At 41.1% G+C, this 19,583-nt stretch carries 16 protein-coding genes; 7 read left to right on the forward strand and 9 right to left on the reverse strand.

Annotated features, from left to right (window positions below; genetic code table 11):
- Positions 1–192, reverse strand: a 192-nt coding sequence (locus AC1DYB_RS12685; RefSeq protein ID WP_477435357.1) for a hypothetical protein, incomplete at its 3' end; no start/stop codon positions are given.
- Between the two features lie 398 nt (positions 193–590).
- Between AC1DYB_RS12685 and guaA the strand changes: the two genes are divergently transcribed.
- Genes guaA through AC1DYB_RS12705 form a run of 4 tightly spaced genes read left to right on the forward strand, consistent with a single transcriptional unit; the run spans position 591 to position 5,680 of the window.
- A complete protein-coding gene (gene guaA, locus AC1DYB_RS12690; RefSeq protein WP_477393751.1) occupies positions 591–2,120 on the forward strand; it encodes a glutamine-hydrolyzing GMP synthase in 1,530 nt (509 codons plus the stop codon).
- Entirely contained in the window at positions 2,077–3,324 is a 1,248-nt protein-coding gene (locus tag AC1DYB_RS12695; protein WP_477435359.1) for an ABC transporter substrate-binding protein, read from the forward strand. Before guaA ends, AC1DYB_RS12695 begins: the two co-directional genes overlap by 44 nt.
- Positions 3,321–4,484, forward strand: a complete 1,164-nt coding sequence (locus AC1DYB_RS12700) for an RsmB/NOP family class I SAM-dependent RNA methyltransferase (protein ID WP_477435361.1) — start codon at positions 3,321–3,323, stop codon at positions 4,482–4,484. Before AC1DYB_RS12695 ends, AC1DYB_RS12700 begins: the two co-directional genes overlap by 4 nt.
- Positions 4,485–4,540: 56 nt before the next feature.
- Positions 4,541–5,680 (forward strand): acyltransferase family protein, encoded by a 1,140-nt coding sequence (locus AC1DYB_RS12705; RefSeq protein WP_477435363.1) that lies wholly within the window; start codon positions 4,541–4,543, stop codon positions 5,678–5,680.
- 14 nt (positions 5,681–5,694) lie between these two features.
- Here the strand turns inward: AC1DYB_RS12705 and AC1DYB_RS12710 are convergent, their stop codons facing one another.
- The 5 genes from AC1DYB_RS12710 to AC1DYB_RS12730 all read right to left on the reverse strand — a co-directional run bounded on the left by AC1DYB_RS12710 (position 5,695) and on the right by AC1DYB_RS12730 (position 12,644).
- Positions 5,695–6,027 carry a hypothetical protein gene (locus AC1DYB_RS12710; protein WP_477435365.1) on the reverse strand — a complete coding sequence of 111 codons (333 nt, stop codon included), beginning with the start codon at positions 6,025–6,027 and terminating at the stop codon, positions 5,695–5,697.
- Positions 6,024–6,620, reverse strand: coding sequence for a hypothetical protein (locus AC1DYB_RS12715; protein WP_477435367.1), 597 nt, complete (start codon positions 6,618–6,620; stop codon positions 6,024–6,026). Before AC1DYB_RS12715 ends, AC1DYB_RS12710 begins: the two co-directional genes overlap by 4 nt.
- Positions 6,621–6,752: 132 nt before the next feature.
- On the reverse strand, positions 6,753–7,322 hold the full coding sequence (locus AC1DYB_RS12720) for a MarC family protein (RefSeq protein WP_295713351.1): 570 nt from the start codon (positions 7,320–7,322) through the stop codon (positions 6,753–6,755).
- Positions 7,323–7,489: 167 nt separating this feature from the next.
- Positions 7,490–9,049 (reverse strand): amino acid permease, encoded by a 1,560-nt coding sequence (locus AC1DYB_RS12725; RefSeq protein WP_295713354.1) that lies wholly within the window; start codon positions 9,047–9,049, stop codon positions 7,490–7,492.
- A 1,345-nt stretch (positions 9,050–10,394) separates the two neighbouring features.
- Positions 10,395–12,644 carry a sodium-translocating pyrophosphatase gene (locus AC1DYB_RS12730; RefSeq protein ID WP_477435369.1) on the reverse strand — a complete coding sequence of 750 codons (2,250 nt, stop codon included), beginning with the start codon at positions 12,642–12,644 and terminating at the stop codon, positions 10,395–10,397.
- A gap of 153 nt (positions 12,645–12,797) precedes the next feature.
- On the opposite strand from AC1DYB_RS12730, the gene AC1DYB_RS12735 reads away from it, so the two are divergent.
- Positions 12,798–14,234: an APC family permease gene (locus AC1DYB_RS12735; protein ID WP_477435371.1), complete on the forward strand. Its 1,437-nt coding sequence runs from the start codon at positions 12,798–12,800 to the stop codon at positions 14,232–14,234.
- A complete protein-coding gene (dacB, locus tag AC1DYB_RS12740) occupies positions 14,212–15,618 on the forward strand; it encodes a D-alanyl-D-alanine carboxypeptidase/D-alanyl-D-alanine endopeptidase (RefSeq protein WP_477435373.1) in 1,407 nt (468 codons plus the stop codon). The genes AC1DYB_RS12735 and dacB overlap by 23 nt, the downstream gene beginning before the upstream one ends.
- A 283-nt stretch (positions 15,619–15,901) precedes the next feature.
- Here dacB and AC1DYB_RS12745 read toward each other — a convergent pair whose 3' ends face one another.
- A complete protein-coding gene (locus AC1DYB_RS12745) occupies positions 15,902–16,618 on the reverse strand; it encodes a LytR/AlgR family response regulator transcription factor (protein WP_295713369.1) in 717 nt (238 codons plus the stop codon).
- Positions 16,619–17,078: 460 nt separating this feature from the next.
- Between AC1DYB_RS12745 and AC1DYB_RS12750 the strand changes: the two genes are divergently transcribed.
- Entirely contained in the window at positions 17,079–17,567 is a 489-nt protein-coding gene (locus AC1DYB_RS12750; RefSeq protein WP_477435375.1) for a hypothetical protein, read from the forward strand.
- Between the two features lie 241 nt (positions 17,568–17,808).
- Here AC1DYB_RS12750 and AC1DYB_RS12755 read toward each other — a convergent pair whose 3' ends face one another.
- Positions 17,809–18,228 carry an OsmC family peroxiredoxin gene (locus AC1DYB_RS12755; protein WP_295713374.1) on the reverse strand — a complete coding sequence of 140 codons (420 nt, stop codon included), beginning with the start codon at positions 18,226–18,228 and terminating at the stop codon, positions 17,809–17,811.
- 104 nt (positions 18,229–18,332) lie between these two features.
- A complete protein-coding gene (namA, locus tag AC1DYB_RS12760; protein WP_477435377.1) occupies positions 18,333–19,400 on the reverse strand; it encodes an NADPH dehydrogenase NamA in 1,068 nt (355 codons plus the stop codon).
- Between the last annotated feature and the right edge of the window lie 183 nt (positions 19,401–19,583).

Below are 19,583 nucleotides of genomic sequence, written 5' to 3' on the forward strand. Positions count from 1 at the left end.
GTTGCCAGTGTTGCCAGTTGCCAGTTGCCAGTTGCCAGTTGCCAGTTGCCAGTTGCCAGTTGCCAGTTGCCAGTTGCCAGTTGCCAGTTGCCAGTTGCCAGTTGCCAGTTGCCAGTTGCCAGTTGCCAGTTGCCAGTTGCCAGTTGCCAGTTGCCAGTTGCCAGTTGCCAGTTTTGGAAAATGGGTAATCAAGTTAGGTAAAATTCTGTTAATTCTTTAATTCTGAAAATTCTGATTCAGACAATGTGTTAGGGATGGTAGCGGTACCGGCCAATGAGCGTAATGCCTGCAGGCGTATTAGCGGACAGCCCGGGCCGCAGGCAACACCATGAAAATGGTATCGAGTAGTTAGTATCAGGTATCAAGACTGACTTGCATAGCGCAAATGATTTTGTCTGAACCGGAATTAAACGAATTTAGGAATGTATAGAATTATTTGAACGTTGAATATTCAGCCTCAAGATAAAATTCAAATAATTCTTTAATTCTAAAAATTCCAGTTCAGACAAAAAATTGAAACCAAAACACGCCATTTTTAAAAATCTCAAATCTCATATCTCACATCTCATATCAAAATCCTATCTTTGCCCATGCAAGAAAAAATCCTCATTCTTGACTTTGGCTCGCAATTTACCCAACTTATAGCGCGCCGTGTCAGGGAGCTCAATATTTACTGTGAGATCCACCCCTTCAATCATTATCCCGAAATTGACAGCACTGTAAAAGGTATCATCCTTTCCGGCAGTCCTTATTCTGTACGCCAGGAAGATGCTCCCCGGTTTGATTTTGAGCAATTTCATAACACAAGGCCTATTTTAGGTGTTTGTTACGGAGCACAATATGTGGCACATTTCCACGGTGGCGAGGTATTGCCATCAAGCACCCGTGAGTATGGCCGGGCTAATTTAGAATACGTTAACAAGGCAAATCCGCTGTTTAAAAATATACCTGAGAACTCGCAGGTTTGGATGTCGCATGCGGATACTATATCGAGCATTGGCGATAACTTTGAGATCATAGCCAGTACAGATACCGTAAAAATTGCGGCCTACCAGGTAACCGGTACTCAAACTTACGGTATCCAGTTTCACCCGGAAGTGACCCATAGTATTGATGGGAAGCAGTTGTTGGAGAACTTTTTAGTTGATATCTGCGGGTGTCACCAGGATTGGACTCCCGATTCGTTCATCGAAACCACTATTGCTGCCTTAAAAGAAAAGTTAGGCGATGATAAAGTAGTATTAGGTCTTTCTGGTGGTGTTGATTCATCAGTAGCCGCGGTATTGCTGCACCATGCCATCGGCACAAATTTGCATTGTATATTTGTTGATAACGGCCTTTTGCGTAAGGATGAATATGAGCAGGTGCTTGATTCATACAAACACATGGGCTTAAATATAAAAGGTATTGACGCCAAGACTCGTTTTTACGATGCGCTGGCAGGCTTAAGCGATCCTGAAAAGAAACGTAAGGCAATAGGCCGTGTGTTTATCGAGGTATTTGATGATGCCGCTCACGAGGTTCAGGATGTTAAATGGCTTGGCCAGGGTACTATTTACCCGGATATTATCGAGTCGGTTTCTGTTAAGGGGCCGTCGGCTACCATCAAATCACACCATAACGTTGGCGGGCTGCCCGATTTTATGAAACTTAAGGTTGTTGAACCTTTAAATACCCTGTTTAAAGACGAAGTAAGGCGTGTTGGTAAGGCATTAGGTATTGATCCTAATATTTTAGGCAGGCATCCTTTTCCTGGTCCGGGGCTGGCAATCAGGATATTAGGTGATGTAACCCCGCAAAAAGTTGCTATATTACAAGAGGCTGATGCGATTTATATCAACAATTTACGGTCATATGGTGTTTACGATAAGGTTTGGCAGGCCGGCGCAATATTTTTGCCGGTACAGTCGGTAGGGGTAATGGGCGATGAGCGTACTTACGAGAACGTAATTTGCCTGCGCGCTGTAGAGTCATTGGATGGAATGACAGCCGATTGGTGCCATTTACCTTATGATCTGCTGGCCAAGATCAGTAACGAGATCATCAATAACGTAAAAGGAATTAACCGGGTAGTATATGATATCAGTTCGAAACCGCCTGCAACAATTGAGTGGGAATAAATGGTTATTATTTTTTATAGCGGTAATGTTACTGGCTGCATGTTCTCCAAAACTGCGGCCGGTAACTGCACCCGTAAAAAAACAAACTGAAAAAGAACCCGAAAAGAAGGTTGCCGAAAAAGCAACTACCAAACCGGCGGAGGCAAAACAGCTAAATATAGCCATGATTCTGCCTATGGGCCTGGATCACCTGAAACCGGGGGCAAAATATACTTCGGCGGGCTTGACAAAAGCCAACATGAGCGTGGAGTATTACCAGGGTTTTAAAATGGCTTTGGATTCATTAACTGCTGCCGGCGCTAATTTTAAACTGCATTTATACGACTCAAAGGATGATGCCGCGCAGGCTCACAGCCTTGCCTTTAATCCGCTCATTAAAAATAGCGACTTGATAGTTGGTCCTGTTTTTCCTGATGGCATAAAAGTATTTGCAGAGGTGCTTAATACAAAAGCACCAATTGTTTCACCGCTTTCGCCTGCATCGCCTGCCACCATCAACAGCCGTAATTTGATCACTGTAATGCCGCCTTTGGAGTATCATGGCTGGGGCGCAGCGCAATATATCTGCAATAAATTAAAGCCTAAAAAAATCTTTATTCTACGTTCGGGATTCAGTCAGGAGCAAGATTATGTAAGGGGCTTTAAAAATGCTACGGATAGCTTAACCAAAAAGAAGGTTAAAATAATTACGGTTATCATATCAAAAGGGCAGTTGGCCGGGCTAATTCCCCAGCTTTCAAAAACTGAGCAAAATGTATTTGTTGTAGCCGCTACCGATCAGGCGTTTTTAAGCGTAACCCTCCGGTCGTTAGATACGTTGAACAGGCATTATCCGGTGGTGCTGTTTGGGCACCCAAGCTGGGAGAAATACAGTTTTTTGAAAGTGGATATTTTGCAGCGCTTAAAAACCCATATAACATCTGCAGATCAGGTTGATTACAAGTCTGATGCCAGTATGGAGTTTATCAGGGTATATCATCGGCTTTACCATGTTGAACCTACCGATTATGCCATAAAGGGGTTTGATGAAGGTTTGTTTTTTGGTAAACAGCTGATTGATAGTAATTTTGAAGCATTGGATAAGGCGGATTTTACCGGCTTGCACAATAATTTTCACTTTGAAAAAAAGGGACCATTAGGGTGGGTGAACACGCATGTCAATATATTAATGTACAGTAACTTTGAGCTAAAACAGGTAGAATGAAGGCAATAAATCAACTTAAAACGTTTCAGCGAATAATAGGTGAATACCCGGTTGATACGCCATTAAGTAAATTTTTACCAGGGTTTTACAGGCAAAACAAGCAGATGGGATCTACCGATAGGCGGGTAGCCAATCGTTTAATATATAACTATTTCCGTATAGGGCAGGCCTTGCCCAACCTGGCTACAGATGAACGGTTGATTGTTGCCGAATTTTTATGCAATACCCAAAGCAATTCCTTTTTACAGCATTTTAAACCCGATTGGGCCGCTTGTATTAATTTTAATGTTGATGACAAGCTTGCCCTGGTAAAAAATGCGTACCCGGCTTTTAAGCTGGAGGATGTGTTTCCGTGGATGGATCAGGTTTCTGACGGAATAGACAAAGACGCGTTTTTAAAATCTTTTTTTTGCCAGCCCGATCTTTTTATACGTGTGCGTAATAATTACGATCACCTGGTAAAGGCCGAACTAACTAAAGCCGAGATAGCGTTTAAGGATGAAAGTAACGGATGTTATTCATTACCCAACGGTACCCGCTTAGAAACCATATTTCCTAAACAGCATTGGTTTGAAGTGCAGGATCTTTCATCGCAGCAAACTGGCGGGTTTTTTAAGCCAAAGCGCTGGGATAGCTGGTGGGATGCCTGCGCTGCATCCGGCGGTAAATCGCTGTTATTGCATGAGGACGAGCCAAATATAAAATTGGTTGTATCGGATATCCGGGAGTCGGTACTGGCTAACCTGGATGAGCGTTTCCAATTGGCGGGCCTAACCAAGTATCAGAAAAAGGTATTGGACCTGACTACCAACATTGACCAATCCCTGCATGACTATGAATTTGACGGCATTATTTTAGATGCTCCCTGTAGCGGATCGGGCACCTGGGGCCGAACACCCGAAATGATAGCCCAGTTTATGCCACCCAAAATTGAATTTTTTCAGCGCCTGCAAAAAAGTATCGCGCAAAACGTGGTGAAATACTTAAAAGCCGGCAAGCCATTGATTTATATCACCTGCTCGGCCTTTAAAGGCGAGAATGAGCAAGTAGTTGATTATCTGGTAAAGGAATTGGGTTTAAAGCTTGAAGAAAGCAAGGTGCTGAAAGGATACGAGCATAAGGCTGATACCATGTTTGTGGCAAGGTTGTTAGGAGTTTGAAAAATGGCTGATTGGAGGATTTGAAAATGATTTGCTTCTGTTATATTTAGGCCTGCATGGGTGATCAAAAAGTAAGAGTATTCGGGCTTGATTTTTTAAGATGCATCGCGATAATTTTAGTATTAATAGCGCATACTTTTTCTTTAAAATTCGCAAATCCTACCCTTGAAATCATAACTCGCTATTGGGGCTTAATAGGCGTTGAAGCTTTCTTTGTACTGAGCGGTTTTTTAATCGGAAGTATTTTAATAAAGACCCATAATTATTCGGGCATTACAAGCTTTTCTTCCATAAAGTTATTTTGGATCCGGCGCTGGTTCAGAACGCTCCCCAACTATTACCTGGTGATCATCATTTATGAATTGTTGTACTATCCAAGTTACCATCACCTTATTTTTAGCGTAAGTAATAATTTTACTTATTTGGTTTTTTTACAGAACTTTTTTACCCCAATGCCCGAAAATATATTTGGTGTATCATGGAGTTTAAGTATAGAGGAGTGGTTTTATTTACTGTTTCCGTTATTCCTGTTTGGGATGCAATACCTCATTAAAAGTAAATCAAAAGCATTTTTAGTTGTCGCTCTCGTTTTTGTTTTGTTCCCGCTTTTACTCAGGGTTTATTTAGCGTTGAATAATATGGATTTAAAATGGGATCAGGGCTTCAGAAAAATGGTTCCGCTTAGGCTTGATGCCATTGGTACAGGCGTGTTGTTATCTTACCTGAAATATTACCACGCAGACTTTTTTTATAAATATAAAGGCTTATTTTTCTCCATTGGATTAGCCTTGTTTATTGGAGTTATAAGCTTTTTTTATAGTTCTGGTTTACTTCATATTCCTTACTCAGATATTTTACAAAAAACAGTTGTGTTTACTTTTTTGAGTGTGTCCCTTGCCGCGCTCATTCCGTTGATGTATGAAATAAAAGTAGATAAGATCAGTAAGTTTATTCGGGGCCCCGTTACCTTTATTAGCCTCATATCGTATTCGCTTTACCTGTTACATCCTATTGTTATCATGGTGGTTTTCATATTTTCTAACAAGTTTAACTGGAAGCTGAACGGCTATGCTTATATTACTGTAGTTTGGGTATTAACTATAGTTGTATCTTATCTGCAATATCATTTCTTCGAGCGTAAAATGACCGCATTAAGGGAAAAGTTTAGCAAAGGAAAGAAAGTTACAGCGCTGTAAGCTGATAGTAGCGTTTATTTTTTGTTTGGTTTAAAGAAAATAGCGGAAGCAATACCACCGACTATTAAGCCGATAGGAAGAACAATATAACCTGGAACTATTATCATTGATACAATGGCCAACAAAATACCGATACCTATTTTTATTAGTGCAATGTTGTAAAAAGGCTTTTGTTCTTTGGCTATTTCAACCTTTTTCTGTTTAACCAGGTTTATAAATACCTGCTCTATCAGCTCTTCCGGTATGCCTTCTTTATCCATCCGGGCACGGATAACTTCATAATCATGTCCCTGGTGCATTAGTCTTGAGGCAAGGAGGTAAGCTTTGTTTTTTAATTCAGTGCTCATTGGATATTTTCAACATGCTTTTTTATGTTTCTAAGCAGCGTAGCTTTGCTTTTAACAGCATCGTCAAATGCATTAACTATTTGAATATCCTGTATCATCAGCATAAAGCATTCTTCACCTAAATATCCTGTTAGAGCAATATCAACGGCAAGCCTTTTGGTTTCCCAATTGCCGTCAAATTCGGTTGTTTTGATGTCTATATCAAATGTTTCATCATCAAATTGATAAAGGATATATTGCCATTCACTGGAGTCAACCAATATTTTTGCACCTCTCTCGTTATTCATCTTCCAAATGCCCATCCAATCTTTGGGTGGTTTTGAAGGTAGAAAATACCAGCCTTCGCAAGGTGGCGCCAATGCAATTATCTGTTGAGTAAACACCAACATATCAATATTTAGGTTAGGAGAAATGGCCAAAAATTGTAAGCCATCTTCCCATGGCCCAATTTCCCAATCAACCGGACCAAGTTTATTAATTTGGCCATCCAACAGACTTATTAAATTTTCATTGGTGGTGTGATCTAACAGATCATCTGATATGGGTTTAAACCAATCCCAAAACTTATTTATTTTGTTGGTGTCAAAGCTCATAGGGAGTTGAAAATAATCAGGTTAGGTTCTATTTTTTTAAATTTGAAAAATTACTTTGTGGACCTCGAGTTCACTCGCAAGCAGGCATTTTTTCAGCCCCATCTGCACATCTGAAATCTATCATCTGCACATCTACAAATGCGTATTAGCCCTAAACAGCTTTATCGCGATAGCCAGCAAAATAATTCCGAAGGATTTACGCAGGATGCTTAAGCCCACGGGGCCTAGTAGCTTTTCCAGGAATTTTACATTTTTTAATACGATGTAAACAACGATGGTATTGAGTATAATGCCAACTATAATGTTTTGCGTTTGATACTGCGATTTTAACGAAAGCAGGGTGGTCATGGTTCCTGCACCGGCAATAAGCGGGAAGGCGATAGGCACAATGGAGGCTGACTGCGGGATCTCTTCTTTAAAAAAGTCAACCCCTAACACCATCTCCATGGCTATAATAAATATCACCAGCGAACCTGCTATGGCAAAAGATGATATATCTAAACCGATAATAGCTAATAGTTCATCGCCAACAAACAAAAAAACAACCATTAAAACCAACACTGCTATACTTGCCTTTTCCGATTCGATATGCCCTACACGTTGACGCACCTGGATAATTACAGGTATAGCGCCCAGTATATCAATAATGGCAAAGAGGATCATCGTAACGGATAATATTTCCCTGAAAATTAGTGGCTGCATGGTGATAGTGTTTTGTTTATTTTGACTTTGACCGGAAACTTAAAGCTGTTACAATTAAAATCAGTATGAAGATAATAAGAAAATACTACGAACTAATAAATATAGGGTAACAAAAAAGGTTCTGAAAAATCCAGAACCTTTTTTGTTATTATTAATATAGTTCTATGTTATTCAACATATTTTGGATTAATAGGATCAACGGCGGCTTCAACCTTGCCATGCCTAACGTGCGAACGTTTAATGCTGTAACCAAAATAGATCACAAAGCCTATAAGCAACCAAACTATTAGCCTTGCCCAGTTTTCCCAGCCTTCAGAAGCAATCATACCTAAGCAGATCAGCGCGCCAAGCGGGCAAACAATGTAATAAATAGGTGTTTTGAACGGACGAACCAAATGTGGATCGGTATTACGTAAGATCATGATACCAAAACAAACCAGTACGAATGCAAACAAGGTGCCTATACTTACCATGTCACCCACTATTCTGTCAGGAATGAAACCTGCAAACAAGGACACAAAACCAAAGAATAACCATTGTGATTTGTAAGGTGTTTGGAATTTAGGGTGTAGTTTGGAGAAGATCTTAGGGATTAAACCATCAGTACTCATGGTATAGAATACACGGGTTTGGCCCATTAACATCACGAGGATAACTGATGAGAAACCTGCAAGGATAGACACTGTTACCAGGTTAGCCAACCAATGGTAGCTTGGACCCATAGCAGCTTTAATAGCATAAGTTACAGATGCTTCTTTACCCTGGATAAGGAATTCTTTGTATGATACCAAACCGGTTAATACGTGAGAGAACAAGATGTAAAGTGCAGTACAGATAACCAATGATATCAGGATACCTTTAGGCATATCTCTTTGCGGATTTTTTGCTTCCTGCGCGGCAGTTGAAACGGCATCAAAACCAATAAAAGCGAAGAATACCACACTGGCACCACGTAATACACCAAGCCAGCCATGATTAAAGGTATCGCCATAATTTACAACACCTGTGCTCACTTTTACCGTGCCTGCATCAGCAGGGATCATGTATGGAGTGTGTAATGCCGGATTGATAAAATGCCAGCCTAACCCAATGATCATTAATACAATGGCAACTTTAATAACCACAATAATGTTGTTTACCATGGCAGATTCTGCTGTACCTTTTATAAGCAATAAGGTTAACAGGAACAGGATCAGGATAGCTGGTAAGTTGACAATACCCCTGGTGCCCACTTCTGCGGCATACATACCAGCGGTTGTATTGGATGTTTCAAAAAACGAGTGCGCCCATTGATAGGGTATGTGCACATTAAAAAAGGTGTGTAAAAACTCGTTAAAGTACTGCGACCATCCAATGGATACTGTTGCTGCACCTAATGCATACTCCAATACCAAATCCCATCCAATTATCCAGGCAATAAACTCGCCCATGGTGGCATATGAATAGGTGTAAGCCGAACCGGCAATAGGGATCATACTGGCAAATTCTGCATAGCATAAACCGGCCAGCGCGCAACCAGATGCGGCTATAAGGAATGAAATGGTAACAGCCGGACCGGCATGTTCACCCGCGGCTGCTGCCGTTCGCACAAAGATACCGGCGCCGATAATTGCACCAATACCCAAAGCTATAAGCGATCCAACGCCTAAAGTCCTTTTCAGCGTTTTCTCCGTTTCTGCCGAAGCAGCCATCAATTGCGCAATAGGTTTTTTAATAAATAACTTCATTTTAAATTAGTAAGATCAGTCTAAAAAATTAAAAATTTACATTTCCCCAAACGTACTTAAATTTATTGAAAAGATAAAGGGCCGAATGTAAGAATGGATGCGCATAAATTACCCCAATTAAAGTTGGGAAAAGCGGACAGGATTGATTTTGCTTGTAGCTGAGTAAGTGCCTCATTTATTGTGCAATTGGATAAATAATAGTGTCTTGATAACACTCCTGTTTTTAAGGAAAAAATATTTAATTGTGTTGTGGAAACTGGGCGGAAATTGTTTGGTAAATAAAGAAGATTTGAGCGCAAATGTTGACCGAACCTTGTTTTGTTTATACAAATTAATCTTAATACCCGGAGCTGTTGTTGCCGATAACAATACTCAAGGGTGATGGAAAAGGCTGTTTAGCTTTCTACGTAACAGGAGTTTAACGCCTCACATATAGTTTCCTTTTATTTGACTTTAAAAAACGTTGGAGAAATATAGTCTATCAACTTAAGTAAGAGCATAAATGCCACGATAAATGATATTAGCCTGCCTGTACGCTTTGTTTTTAATTGAAATGCTATAAAAAAAGAAACGATTGCTAAATAAACTGTAAGTACAATAGCTCGTTTTAGATAAGCAAGAAACCCATCTTCGGGAAAAAGATGCCATTGATATCCTTGAAATAGTACTTAGGAAAGAAAACAGATCGCGGCCCCATAGAGGGTTAAATAGGTTACGGAAAGCTGCTGGTTTATTTTAATTAATTCCTTTAAAAAAAAGATAAGTATACTTATGAAAATAATCATCAGTACAAGTCCATTTAGGTTTATTTGTGTAAAAGGAATAAATTCTGGAATATGCAATGAAGAAAGGAATAAAATATAGTACTCAAATAGCAAAGAAGCAGTGAGAAGTACTATGTATTTAATGCTTATACTTTCAGCGGTTTCCATTATGAACGAATGTAATTAAAAATATTTTAGTGCTCTATTCTAAAAAAGGCCTGTCAACCCTGAGCCTGTCGAAAGGTTGCGCGCAGAGGCCTTTGCCCACATGCTTCGACAGGCTCAGCAGGACAACTCTTTTTTAAACGTCATTTCATCCTTCAACGTTTTAAAAGTTTTATCAACTACGGATGATGTTTTCGAAAAAAAACTTTTTGTCATCCTGAACGCAGTGAAGGATCTGTTATTCGCCCTGCTTCTTCGCCCTGTACAGTCTGTGAATAGATCATTCACTGCGTTCAGGATGACAAACCTTTAAAAACGTCATATTACCTTCAGCGTTTCCTGAAATTTTAAAACAATCACTTACAAAAAAAGCCACCCTCATCAGGTGGCTTTTCTTAAATATCCCAAACTGGTTATTAGCCTTTCTTATCAACCTTAGTTATAGGCGATACAAAAGCCTGTACCGTAATTTGTTTTTTAACTTCGTTTTTCATCGCCGTTGGAGCAACGCGGTTTGCGTTTAAATGTGGTGCAATAACCAACGAAACGATAGACATCAGCTTGATCAAAATATTCATTGACGGGCCTGAGGTATCCTTGAACGGATCACCTACCGTATCACCGGTTACTGATGCTTTATGTGGTTCTGATTTTTTGTAAAACATCTCGCCATTGATCAAACAACCTTTTTCGAATGATTTTTTAGCATTATCCCAAGCACCACCGGCGTTGCTCTGGAAAAGGCCCATCAGTACGCCGGATACGGTAACGCCGGCCAATAAACCACCCAACACTTCGGGGCCGAAAGAGAAACCGATAATAATTGGCGTAATGAGCGCTATCAAACCAGGGGCAACCATTTCACGGATAGACGCTTTGGTTGATATAGCTACGCATTTTTCATATTCGGGTTTGCCTTCATAGGTCATAATGCCCGGAATCTCGCGGAACTGGCGGCGAACTTCTTCAACCATCGCCATAGCTGCACGGCCAACTGCTGAGATACACAATGCCGAGAAGATAAAAGGGATCATACCACCCACAAATAAACCGGCTAAAACATCAGCCTTGTAAATGTCAATATGCTCGATACCTGCAACACCCACAAATGCCGCGAATAAGGCCAGTGAGGTTAATGCAGCCGAAGCAATGGCAAAACCCTTGCCTGTAGCGGCGGTAGTGTTACCTACGGCATCTAAATTGTCTGTACGGTGACGTACTTCCTCGGGCAGGCGACTCATTTCGGCAATACCACCGGCATTATCGGCAATTGGTCCGAAAGCATCAATGGCTAATTGCATGGCTGTAGTGGCCATCATGCCTGCTGCAGCGATAGCAACCCCGTATAATCCTGCAAAATGGTATGACCCATAAATCCCCGATGCTAAAACCAGGATAGGCAATACGGTTGATTCCATACCTACAGCTAAGCCGCCAATAATATTGGTAGCATGCCCGGTTGATGACTGGCGGATGATGCTCAGTACAGGGCGTTTACCCATAGCCGTGTAATACTCGGTAATAAGAGACATTAATGTACCTACTATTAAACCTACCGCAATTGACATAAATACACCGTTTTTAGTAAATACCAACGACCCTGCTTTTATAGCATGGTTGGCATCCTCATCACGTACCATGTGGAAGCTATCAGCAGGTAACATCCATTGTACCACAAAATAAGTAGCAATGGCAGTTAAAATGATAGATGCCCAGTTACCTATGTTTAAAGCTTTTTGTACACTATCAGTTTCCTTATTAATCTTCACCAGTGATGCACCAACTATGGAGAATATCAGGCCTAAACCTGCAATAACCATAGGGAGCAATATTGGGGCAATACCACCAAATTTGTCGTGCGATACAATTTCGCGGCCCAAAACCATGGTAGCCAGCATAGTTGCTACGTATGATCCAAATAAATCGGCACCCATACCGGCAACGTCACCTACGTTATCGCCTACGTTATCGGCAATAGTAGCAGGGTTACGTACATCATCCTCGGGGATTCCGGCTTCTACCTTACCCACAAGGTCGGCGCCAACATCCGCGGCCTTGGTGTAAATACCACCTCCCACACGGGCAAATAGGGCTATGGATTCAGATCCTAACGAAAATCCGGCTAAAACATCAAGTGCTTTAGCCATGGCCTCGCCATTAACGGTGCCCCCTGTGTTTTTAACATATACCGTATAAAACACAATAAACAGCGAGCCTAAACCAATAATGGCCAGGCCGGCAACACCAAGGCCCATTACGGTACCCCCGGTAAAAGAAACCCTTAAAGCTTGTGCAAGGCTGGTACGCGCAGCTTGTGTAGTACGCACGTTAGCTTTGGTAGCAATACGCATACCCATATAACCTGCAAAGGCCGATAAAAATGCGCCTACTACAAATGACACGGCAATAACCGGGCTTGAGGTAGCAACCGTAGTGCCGCTCCAGGCCAGTAATACACCGGCAACTACTACAAAGTAGCTCAGTACTTTCCACTCGGCACGTAAAAAGGCCATTGCCCCATCAGCAATATAGCCCGATAGTTTTACCATATCGCCATCGCCGGCATCTTGTTTGGTAACCCACGCGGCTTTAATGGCCATTGCGGCAATGCCGATGAGCCCAAAAACCGGAATCAAATAAATTAAGTAATTGTTCAGAAAATCCATAGTCACAAGTTTGGTTTATAATGTAGTACTTTTTGGTGTTAAGTATAACAGGTGTAATTGGTGGTTGCAAAATAGTGATTTTATTTTCTTTACAATAGCCTGTCAATATTAAAGTTTTTGAATAGTTTAGGACTTTAAACCCTAAAACAATTTATGGCAAAAGATCCCGGACAACCCAAAATGAAACATGAACTGAGCCTGCTGGATGGTACCATGCTGGTATCAGGCTCCATGATAGGTTCAGGTATATTTATAGTTAGTGCAGATATTATACGCAATGTTGGCTCAGCAGGCTGGCTTATAGCAATTTGGGTTATCACTGGCTTTATGACTTTAACCGCTGCCTTAAGTTATGGCGAGCTCAGCGGTATGTTCCCCAAAGCAGGCGGGCAGTACGTTTATTTGAAGGAAGCCTATAATAAACTCATTGCTTTTTTATACGGATGGAGTTTTTTCGCGGTAATCCAAACCGGAACTATTGCTGCCGTAGGTGTGGCTTTCTCAAAATTTACGGCTTATTTGATCCCTGCTTTTAGCGAGGATAATATTCTATTCAATTTAGGCTCTATCAAAATCAGTGCCGCACAGGTAGTATCCATCATACTGATCATCATCCTCACATTCATAAATACCCGTGGTGTAAAAGGTGGCAAGCTGATACAAACAACTTTTACTATGACCAAACTCATCAGCCTTTTTGGTTTGATAGGTTTTGGATTTTTGGCATTTAAAGGAGATATCTGGACAGCCAACTGGACAAATGCCTGGGATTTGCACAACCTCAACAAGGATGGCACCATTACTCAATTAACCGTAGGTACTGCTTTGGGCGCTGTAGCCGCGGCTATGGTAGGCTCTATTTTTAGCAGTGATGCCTGGAATAGCGTAACCTTTGTGGCCGGCGAAATGAAGAACCCCAAACGCGATGTGGCGCTAAGCATGATGTTTGGTACCATCATTGTTACATTGATTTATGTACTGGCCAATGTGGTTTACACCGGTGTGCTTTCGCTGCATGAAATTTCTGTGGCCGATAAGGATAGGGTAGCTGTAGCAGCATCGCACGTTATTTTTGGTAATGTAGGTACCTACATTATTGCAGTGATGATTATGATATCAACCTTTGGCTGCAACAACGGCTTAATATTATCAGGCGCAAGGGTTTATTATACCATGGCTAAGGATGGTGTGTTTTTTAAACGTACCGGCACGCTCAATAAATTTGCGGTTCCGGAATTTGGCTTATGGATTCAGGCCTTAGTTGCATCAGTGCTTTGCTTAAGCGGCCGTTATGGCGATCTGCTGGATATGATATCTTTGGTAGTTGTTATATTTTATGTACTTACTATTGTAGGTATCTACATTTTAAGGGCTAAACTACCTAACACCGAACGCCCTTACAAAGCATTTGGCTATCCTGTATTGCCTGCCATTTACATTTTAATGGGTATAGCATTTTGTATTTTATTGCTGGTTTACAAAAGTACTTATTCGGTATTTGGTTTAGGGATCGTGTTGATAGGTATCCCAATATATTATATATCGCAAAGGAACGTTAAGCATGAGGATGAAGCGGTTATTAATAGTTAGTTTATTTATTTTAAGCGGAAGGGTTTACGCCCAGGATCTTCAGCAAAAATTAGCGACAGCTTTTAACAGGTTACAGGCCGATAGCCAGTGTACTTATGCATCGCTGTCGTTAACCGTTATTGATGCTAAAACCGGCGAGCAGGTGTTTGCCGCAAACCCTAACATGGGTTTGGCTACGGCATCAACACTTAAAACTATCACCAGCATCACCGCTTTTAATGTTTTAGGTGCCGATTTCAGATACCAAACCCAACTGGGTTACAGTGGAGAGATCACCACCGATGGTACCCTCAACGGCGATGTCATCATCAAAGGTGCCGGCGACCCAACCCTGGGCAGCTGGCGTTACGAGCAAACCAAAGAAGCGCACGTATTGGCTTTAATGACCGATGCACTGAAAACCGCAGGCATCAAAAAAATAAACGGACGAATTATTGGCGATGACAGTATCTTCGGCACACAATCAATCCCCGAAGGCTGGATATGGCAGGATATAGGCAACTACTACGGTGCCGGAACATCTGGCCTTTGCTGGCGCGAAAATCAGTTTGATATTAAATTGCGCACAGGTATTGCCGGTAACCTGATTGGTATCTCGCACACCGTACCCAACATCCCATACCTTACCTTTAAAAGCGAATTGCTGAATGGTTCGGCAGGGAGTGGGGATAACGCCTATGCCTTTTTACCGGTTGGCAGCAAAGTAATGTACTTGCGGGGGAGCTACGCTACAGACCAGGAGAAAAAAAGTATCTCGGCCGCCCTGCCCGATGCTGCCTATGATGCCGCCCTGCGTTTGGCGGATACGCTGAAAAAATTAGGTATCACCATAAGCAATGATCCGGAATCGGTTACAACACTAACCGCTAAAGGATTACAGGCTCCGCTGATTGCAAAAAATCTGGCAACCATTCAGTCGCCGCCGTTGAGTAAGATCATTTACTGGCTCAACCAAAAAAGTATAAACCTGTATGCCGAGCAATTACTTAAAACCATTGCCTGGAAGCAGGGCAAAAAGCCAACCACGACCAATGGTGCAGAGGAAGTCAGAAAATTTTGGCAGGCACGCGGCATCGACCCTAACAGCATCAATACCTATGATGGCAGCGGACTATCGCCCGGAGATAGGGTAACTACCAATACACTGGCCAAAATTCTGCAATCTGCCAAAAAGGAAAGTTGGTTTAATGATCTGTATGAGAGTCTGCCCGTTTACAGCAACATGAAAATGAAAAGCGGCAGCATCAACAGCGTGCTGTGCTATGCCGGTTACCAAAACCACAACGGGCGCGAGCTTTGTTTTTCTATCATGGTTAACAACTACAATGGATCTGGCAGGGGGATAAAGGAGAAAATGTTCAGGGTTTTGGATGTGTTGAAGTAGAGGTTTTCCTAAAAAAACATGTCCTTGCAAGTTTTAAAATCGGTGAAATTCTGAACGTGAAATGACAAGCGGCGAAAGACTTACGAAGTTTTTAAAACTTCGTAAGTCTGGGATTTTACAACTTGTCATGGGTAGGAACGAAGGTTCTATTCGCAGACTGCACAGGGCGAAAATGCATGGCGCATAACAGATCCTTCACTGCGTTCAGGATGACAAAAGTTTTTTGAATGTGGTGTTTTTTGTAAGATTATTTCAAAATGAAATTTAAACTGCCCCTAAGTTTTTATGCCAAAACCTTACTCTTCTTCGATAATCTTTTCCATTGCCCCACATATTGTCTTCCTATTGGTATTTCGATTTTACCAATTTCAACATCGTAATTGGTAAAGGCAGTAATTCTGCTGACCGCGACAATAAAAGACCGATGGACCCGGGCAAATAAATTATGCGGTAACTTTGCTTCCAATGCTGTTAAAGAATACTTAACTACTAAAGGTGCATTAAGCTGTCTGTAAATCTTAATGTAATTTTTAGCGCTCTCTATGTAAATAATTTCGTCCAAAAAAATCTTAACTGTTTTTCTGTTTGCTTTAAGATACAAGCATTCGCGTTCTACATGGATATTCAGTCCTTCTTCAGGAGAAATGCCGGCCTCGATGACCTTATTAACAGCTTTAAAAAAACGCTCCAGGCTTATTGGCTTTAGTAAAAAATCCACCGCATTTAAATCAAAAGCTTCGGCAGCAAATTCTTTATAAGCAGTTATAAAAATTACTTTGGGGGGATTTTGTAGGCTTCTTAGAAAGCTAATGCCCGATAATTCAGGCATCTGTATATCAAGAAAGAGTAAATCTATCTTTTCTGTTTTCATGGTCTCCATTGCCTGTAAGGCGCTGTTGCACACAGCTACAACTTCAAGCTGCTCTACCATGTCGGTCCATTTTTTAATTATCATTAAAATAATTGGATCATCATCTACGATTAAACATCTCCACCGCATATTTTAATCAGTTTATTTTATTTACTTATTGTATATGCATACAAGGAGTAAATAAAAATAGGCAGTATTTAAACTATTGCAAAAGTTAAAATAGGCTCTTCAAAGATGTTCTCATTATTGTTTTTCGTGTTGATGTATTTGCATTTAATAAGAATCGAAATTAAAAAAAAGAGAACCCGCTTAACTTAAAATAAACACAGTTGTATTAATCATCTATATGACGCATCAACTGATAAATAGTTACAGAATGCCTTTGATTTTAGACAAATAACTAAAAAGTAAAGCCAACAACCTATTTCGACGGATAAACTGTGTTTACCAATTAATAACGTATTCAATCCACATAATCTTGTCGTATAAATCCAGATTTCCGGCATCTATATACACTATAATTTAACCTCTCAAAAGTGATTTAGTTTTGCGTTAAATGTTAAATCTTTTTATTTAAAATTAAGACACCATGAAAAAAATAATTATTCCCTTTTTGTTAAGCGGATTAATATTAGCAATAGGGGTCAACACTGCGTCTGCGCAAGTCCAACTGAAAGAGGTTACTATTTCGGGTGGTGCAACCAGAGTTGAGGTATCAAAAAAAGTATCAGATTCATTCTCCAAGTTATTTAAAGGCGCTGAAGAACCTAAATGGTTTCAGTCTAATAAAAATTACGTGGTTAGGTTTATTCTGAATAACCAGTCAAACAAGGCGGAATTTACAAAAAAAGGCAATTTAGTGTATCATATGGCTTTTGGGAGCGAAAATCAGATGCCTGCCGATATCAGAACTATTGTAAAAAGTAAATATTTCGATTATAAAATTAACTCCACTGTTAAAGTAGATTTTGAAGAAAAGAGTGCTTGGATTGTTAATATTGAAGATGGCAAGCAATTTTATGTGCTGAGAGTAATAGATGGCGTTATGGATGTGTTAGACAAAATTAATAAAGCATAAGGTCAGAGAAAAAACGATTCAATGAACTGACATTTTAAAAGGTTTGTAACAAGCAGCGAAAGACTTACGAAGTAATTTAAAACTTCGTAAGTTTTTGTTTGAAATGAGGTTTTAAAAGGTTTGTCATCCATAACGGAGTGAAGGAACTATTCGCCGATTTACAGGGCGAAGAAGCGTGGCGCATAATAGATCCTTCACTCCGTTCAGGCTGACAAAAAGTTTTTTTTACAAGTGATATTACTTACGCGTAAGTAACACTCAGGGTAATAGGCACACTTAGTGCTTTTGAAATGATGCAATTAGCTTTTGCGCCTTCGGCAATGCCTTTGAATGTAGCTTCGTCAACACCGTCAATAACCGCTCCGTTAAGCTCCAGAAGGATGCCGGTAACGCTTAGCGCTTGCATGTCCAAGTCAAGGATGGCGTTAGTTGTCAGGTCGCCTGGGGTAAAGCCGGCTTGTGTAAGAGCCGCACTAACTGCCATAGTAAAGCAACCTGCATGAGCTGCGGCTAAAAGTTCTTCGGGGTTGGTGCCAATGCCATCGGCAAAACGGGTTTTAAATGAATAGTTGGTTTTGTTAAGTACGGTACTTTGAGTGGTGATCTCTCCGGTTCCGGCTTGTAAAGTGCCATTCCAATGGGCGTTTGCTGTACGTTTCATAGTTTGTGGTTTTTGTTGTTTATGGTTTTTGTTGTGTTATTGATTATTGTCAAAGCAATCAAAAAGTCTTTTGTCCTTTATCTAAAAATCCTTGCTCCAAAGAATTACCATTTAGCACGTTCATATTGAACCGGCCATTTTACCTCGTGACCCAGCTCATGCGCAGCACGCAGTGGAAAATACGGGTCGCGCAGCATTTCGCGGGCTAAAAATATGAGGTCGGCTTCACCTTCTCTTATAATTTCATCGGCCTGGTGCGATTTTGTTATTAAACCTACAGCACCTGTAAGTATACCACTTTCTTTTCTAAGTTTCTCTGCAAATTCAACCTGATAACCTGGTTTTAACGCTATCTTAACACCTGCAATGTTTCCGCCTGTTGAGCAGTCTACCAGGTCAACACCTTTATCCTTTAGTATTTTGGCCAGCGCTACAGAGTCATCGGCTGTCCATGCGCCTTCCGTCCATTCTGTTGTTGAAAGGCGTACAAAGAGCGGGTTTTCTTTAGGCCAGGTTTCCTGAACACTTTCGATAACTTCTAACAAAAAGCGGATCCGGTTTTCGAAGCTGCCCCCATAGTTATCAGTACGTTTATTACTTGCCGGCGATAGAAACTCGTTGATCAGGTAACCATGAGCGCCATGCAACTCTATCACATCAAACCCTGCTTTTACCGCCCTTGCAGCAGCGGCCTTAAAATCGGCCTTTATTTTTTCAATTCCTGCTTTATCCAATTCCAGCGGTGCTTCTTCACTTTCGATAAAAGCTACCGGGCTTGGCGCGTAGGATTTCCATCCGTTCGGCTCACCGGAAGGAACCTGTTTGCCTCCGGTCCATGGTTGTTGGTGACTTGCCTTCCGGCCTGCATGAGCCAGTTGTGTACCGGCGTAAGCGCCATGCGCATGCATAAAATCGGTGATCTGTTTTAATTTTTCGATATGCTCATCCTTGTAGATCCCCAGATCGGCAAAGGTGATGCGTCCCTCGGGCGATACCGCGGCGGCTTCGGTAATAATTAAAGCGGCGCCGCCGATAGCGCGGCTGCCCAGGTGTACAAAATGCCAGTCGTTAGCAAAGCCGTCTTCGCTGGAATACTCGCACATGGGTGATACCACTATACGGTTTTTAAGTTCGATATTTTTTATTTTCAGGGGGGAGAATAGATGCGCCATAAATTGCTTTTTTACAAATATGGTAAGTAACATCCATTACAGCCTCAGTGTTTTGTAAATTATTGATGCGATTGAAAGGTGAAGGGCGCAAAGAGCTGTAATAACCATAAAGCGGGAGCTTAAAGCACCTTGCCGCCTGTGGTAATTTTGTAAAATGGATTAACTTTGAATATTAAGCCAATT

The organism is Mucilaginibacter sp. P2_A4, from assembly GCF_056405015.1.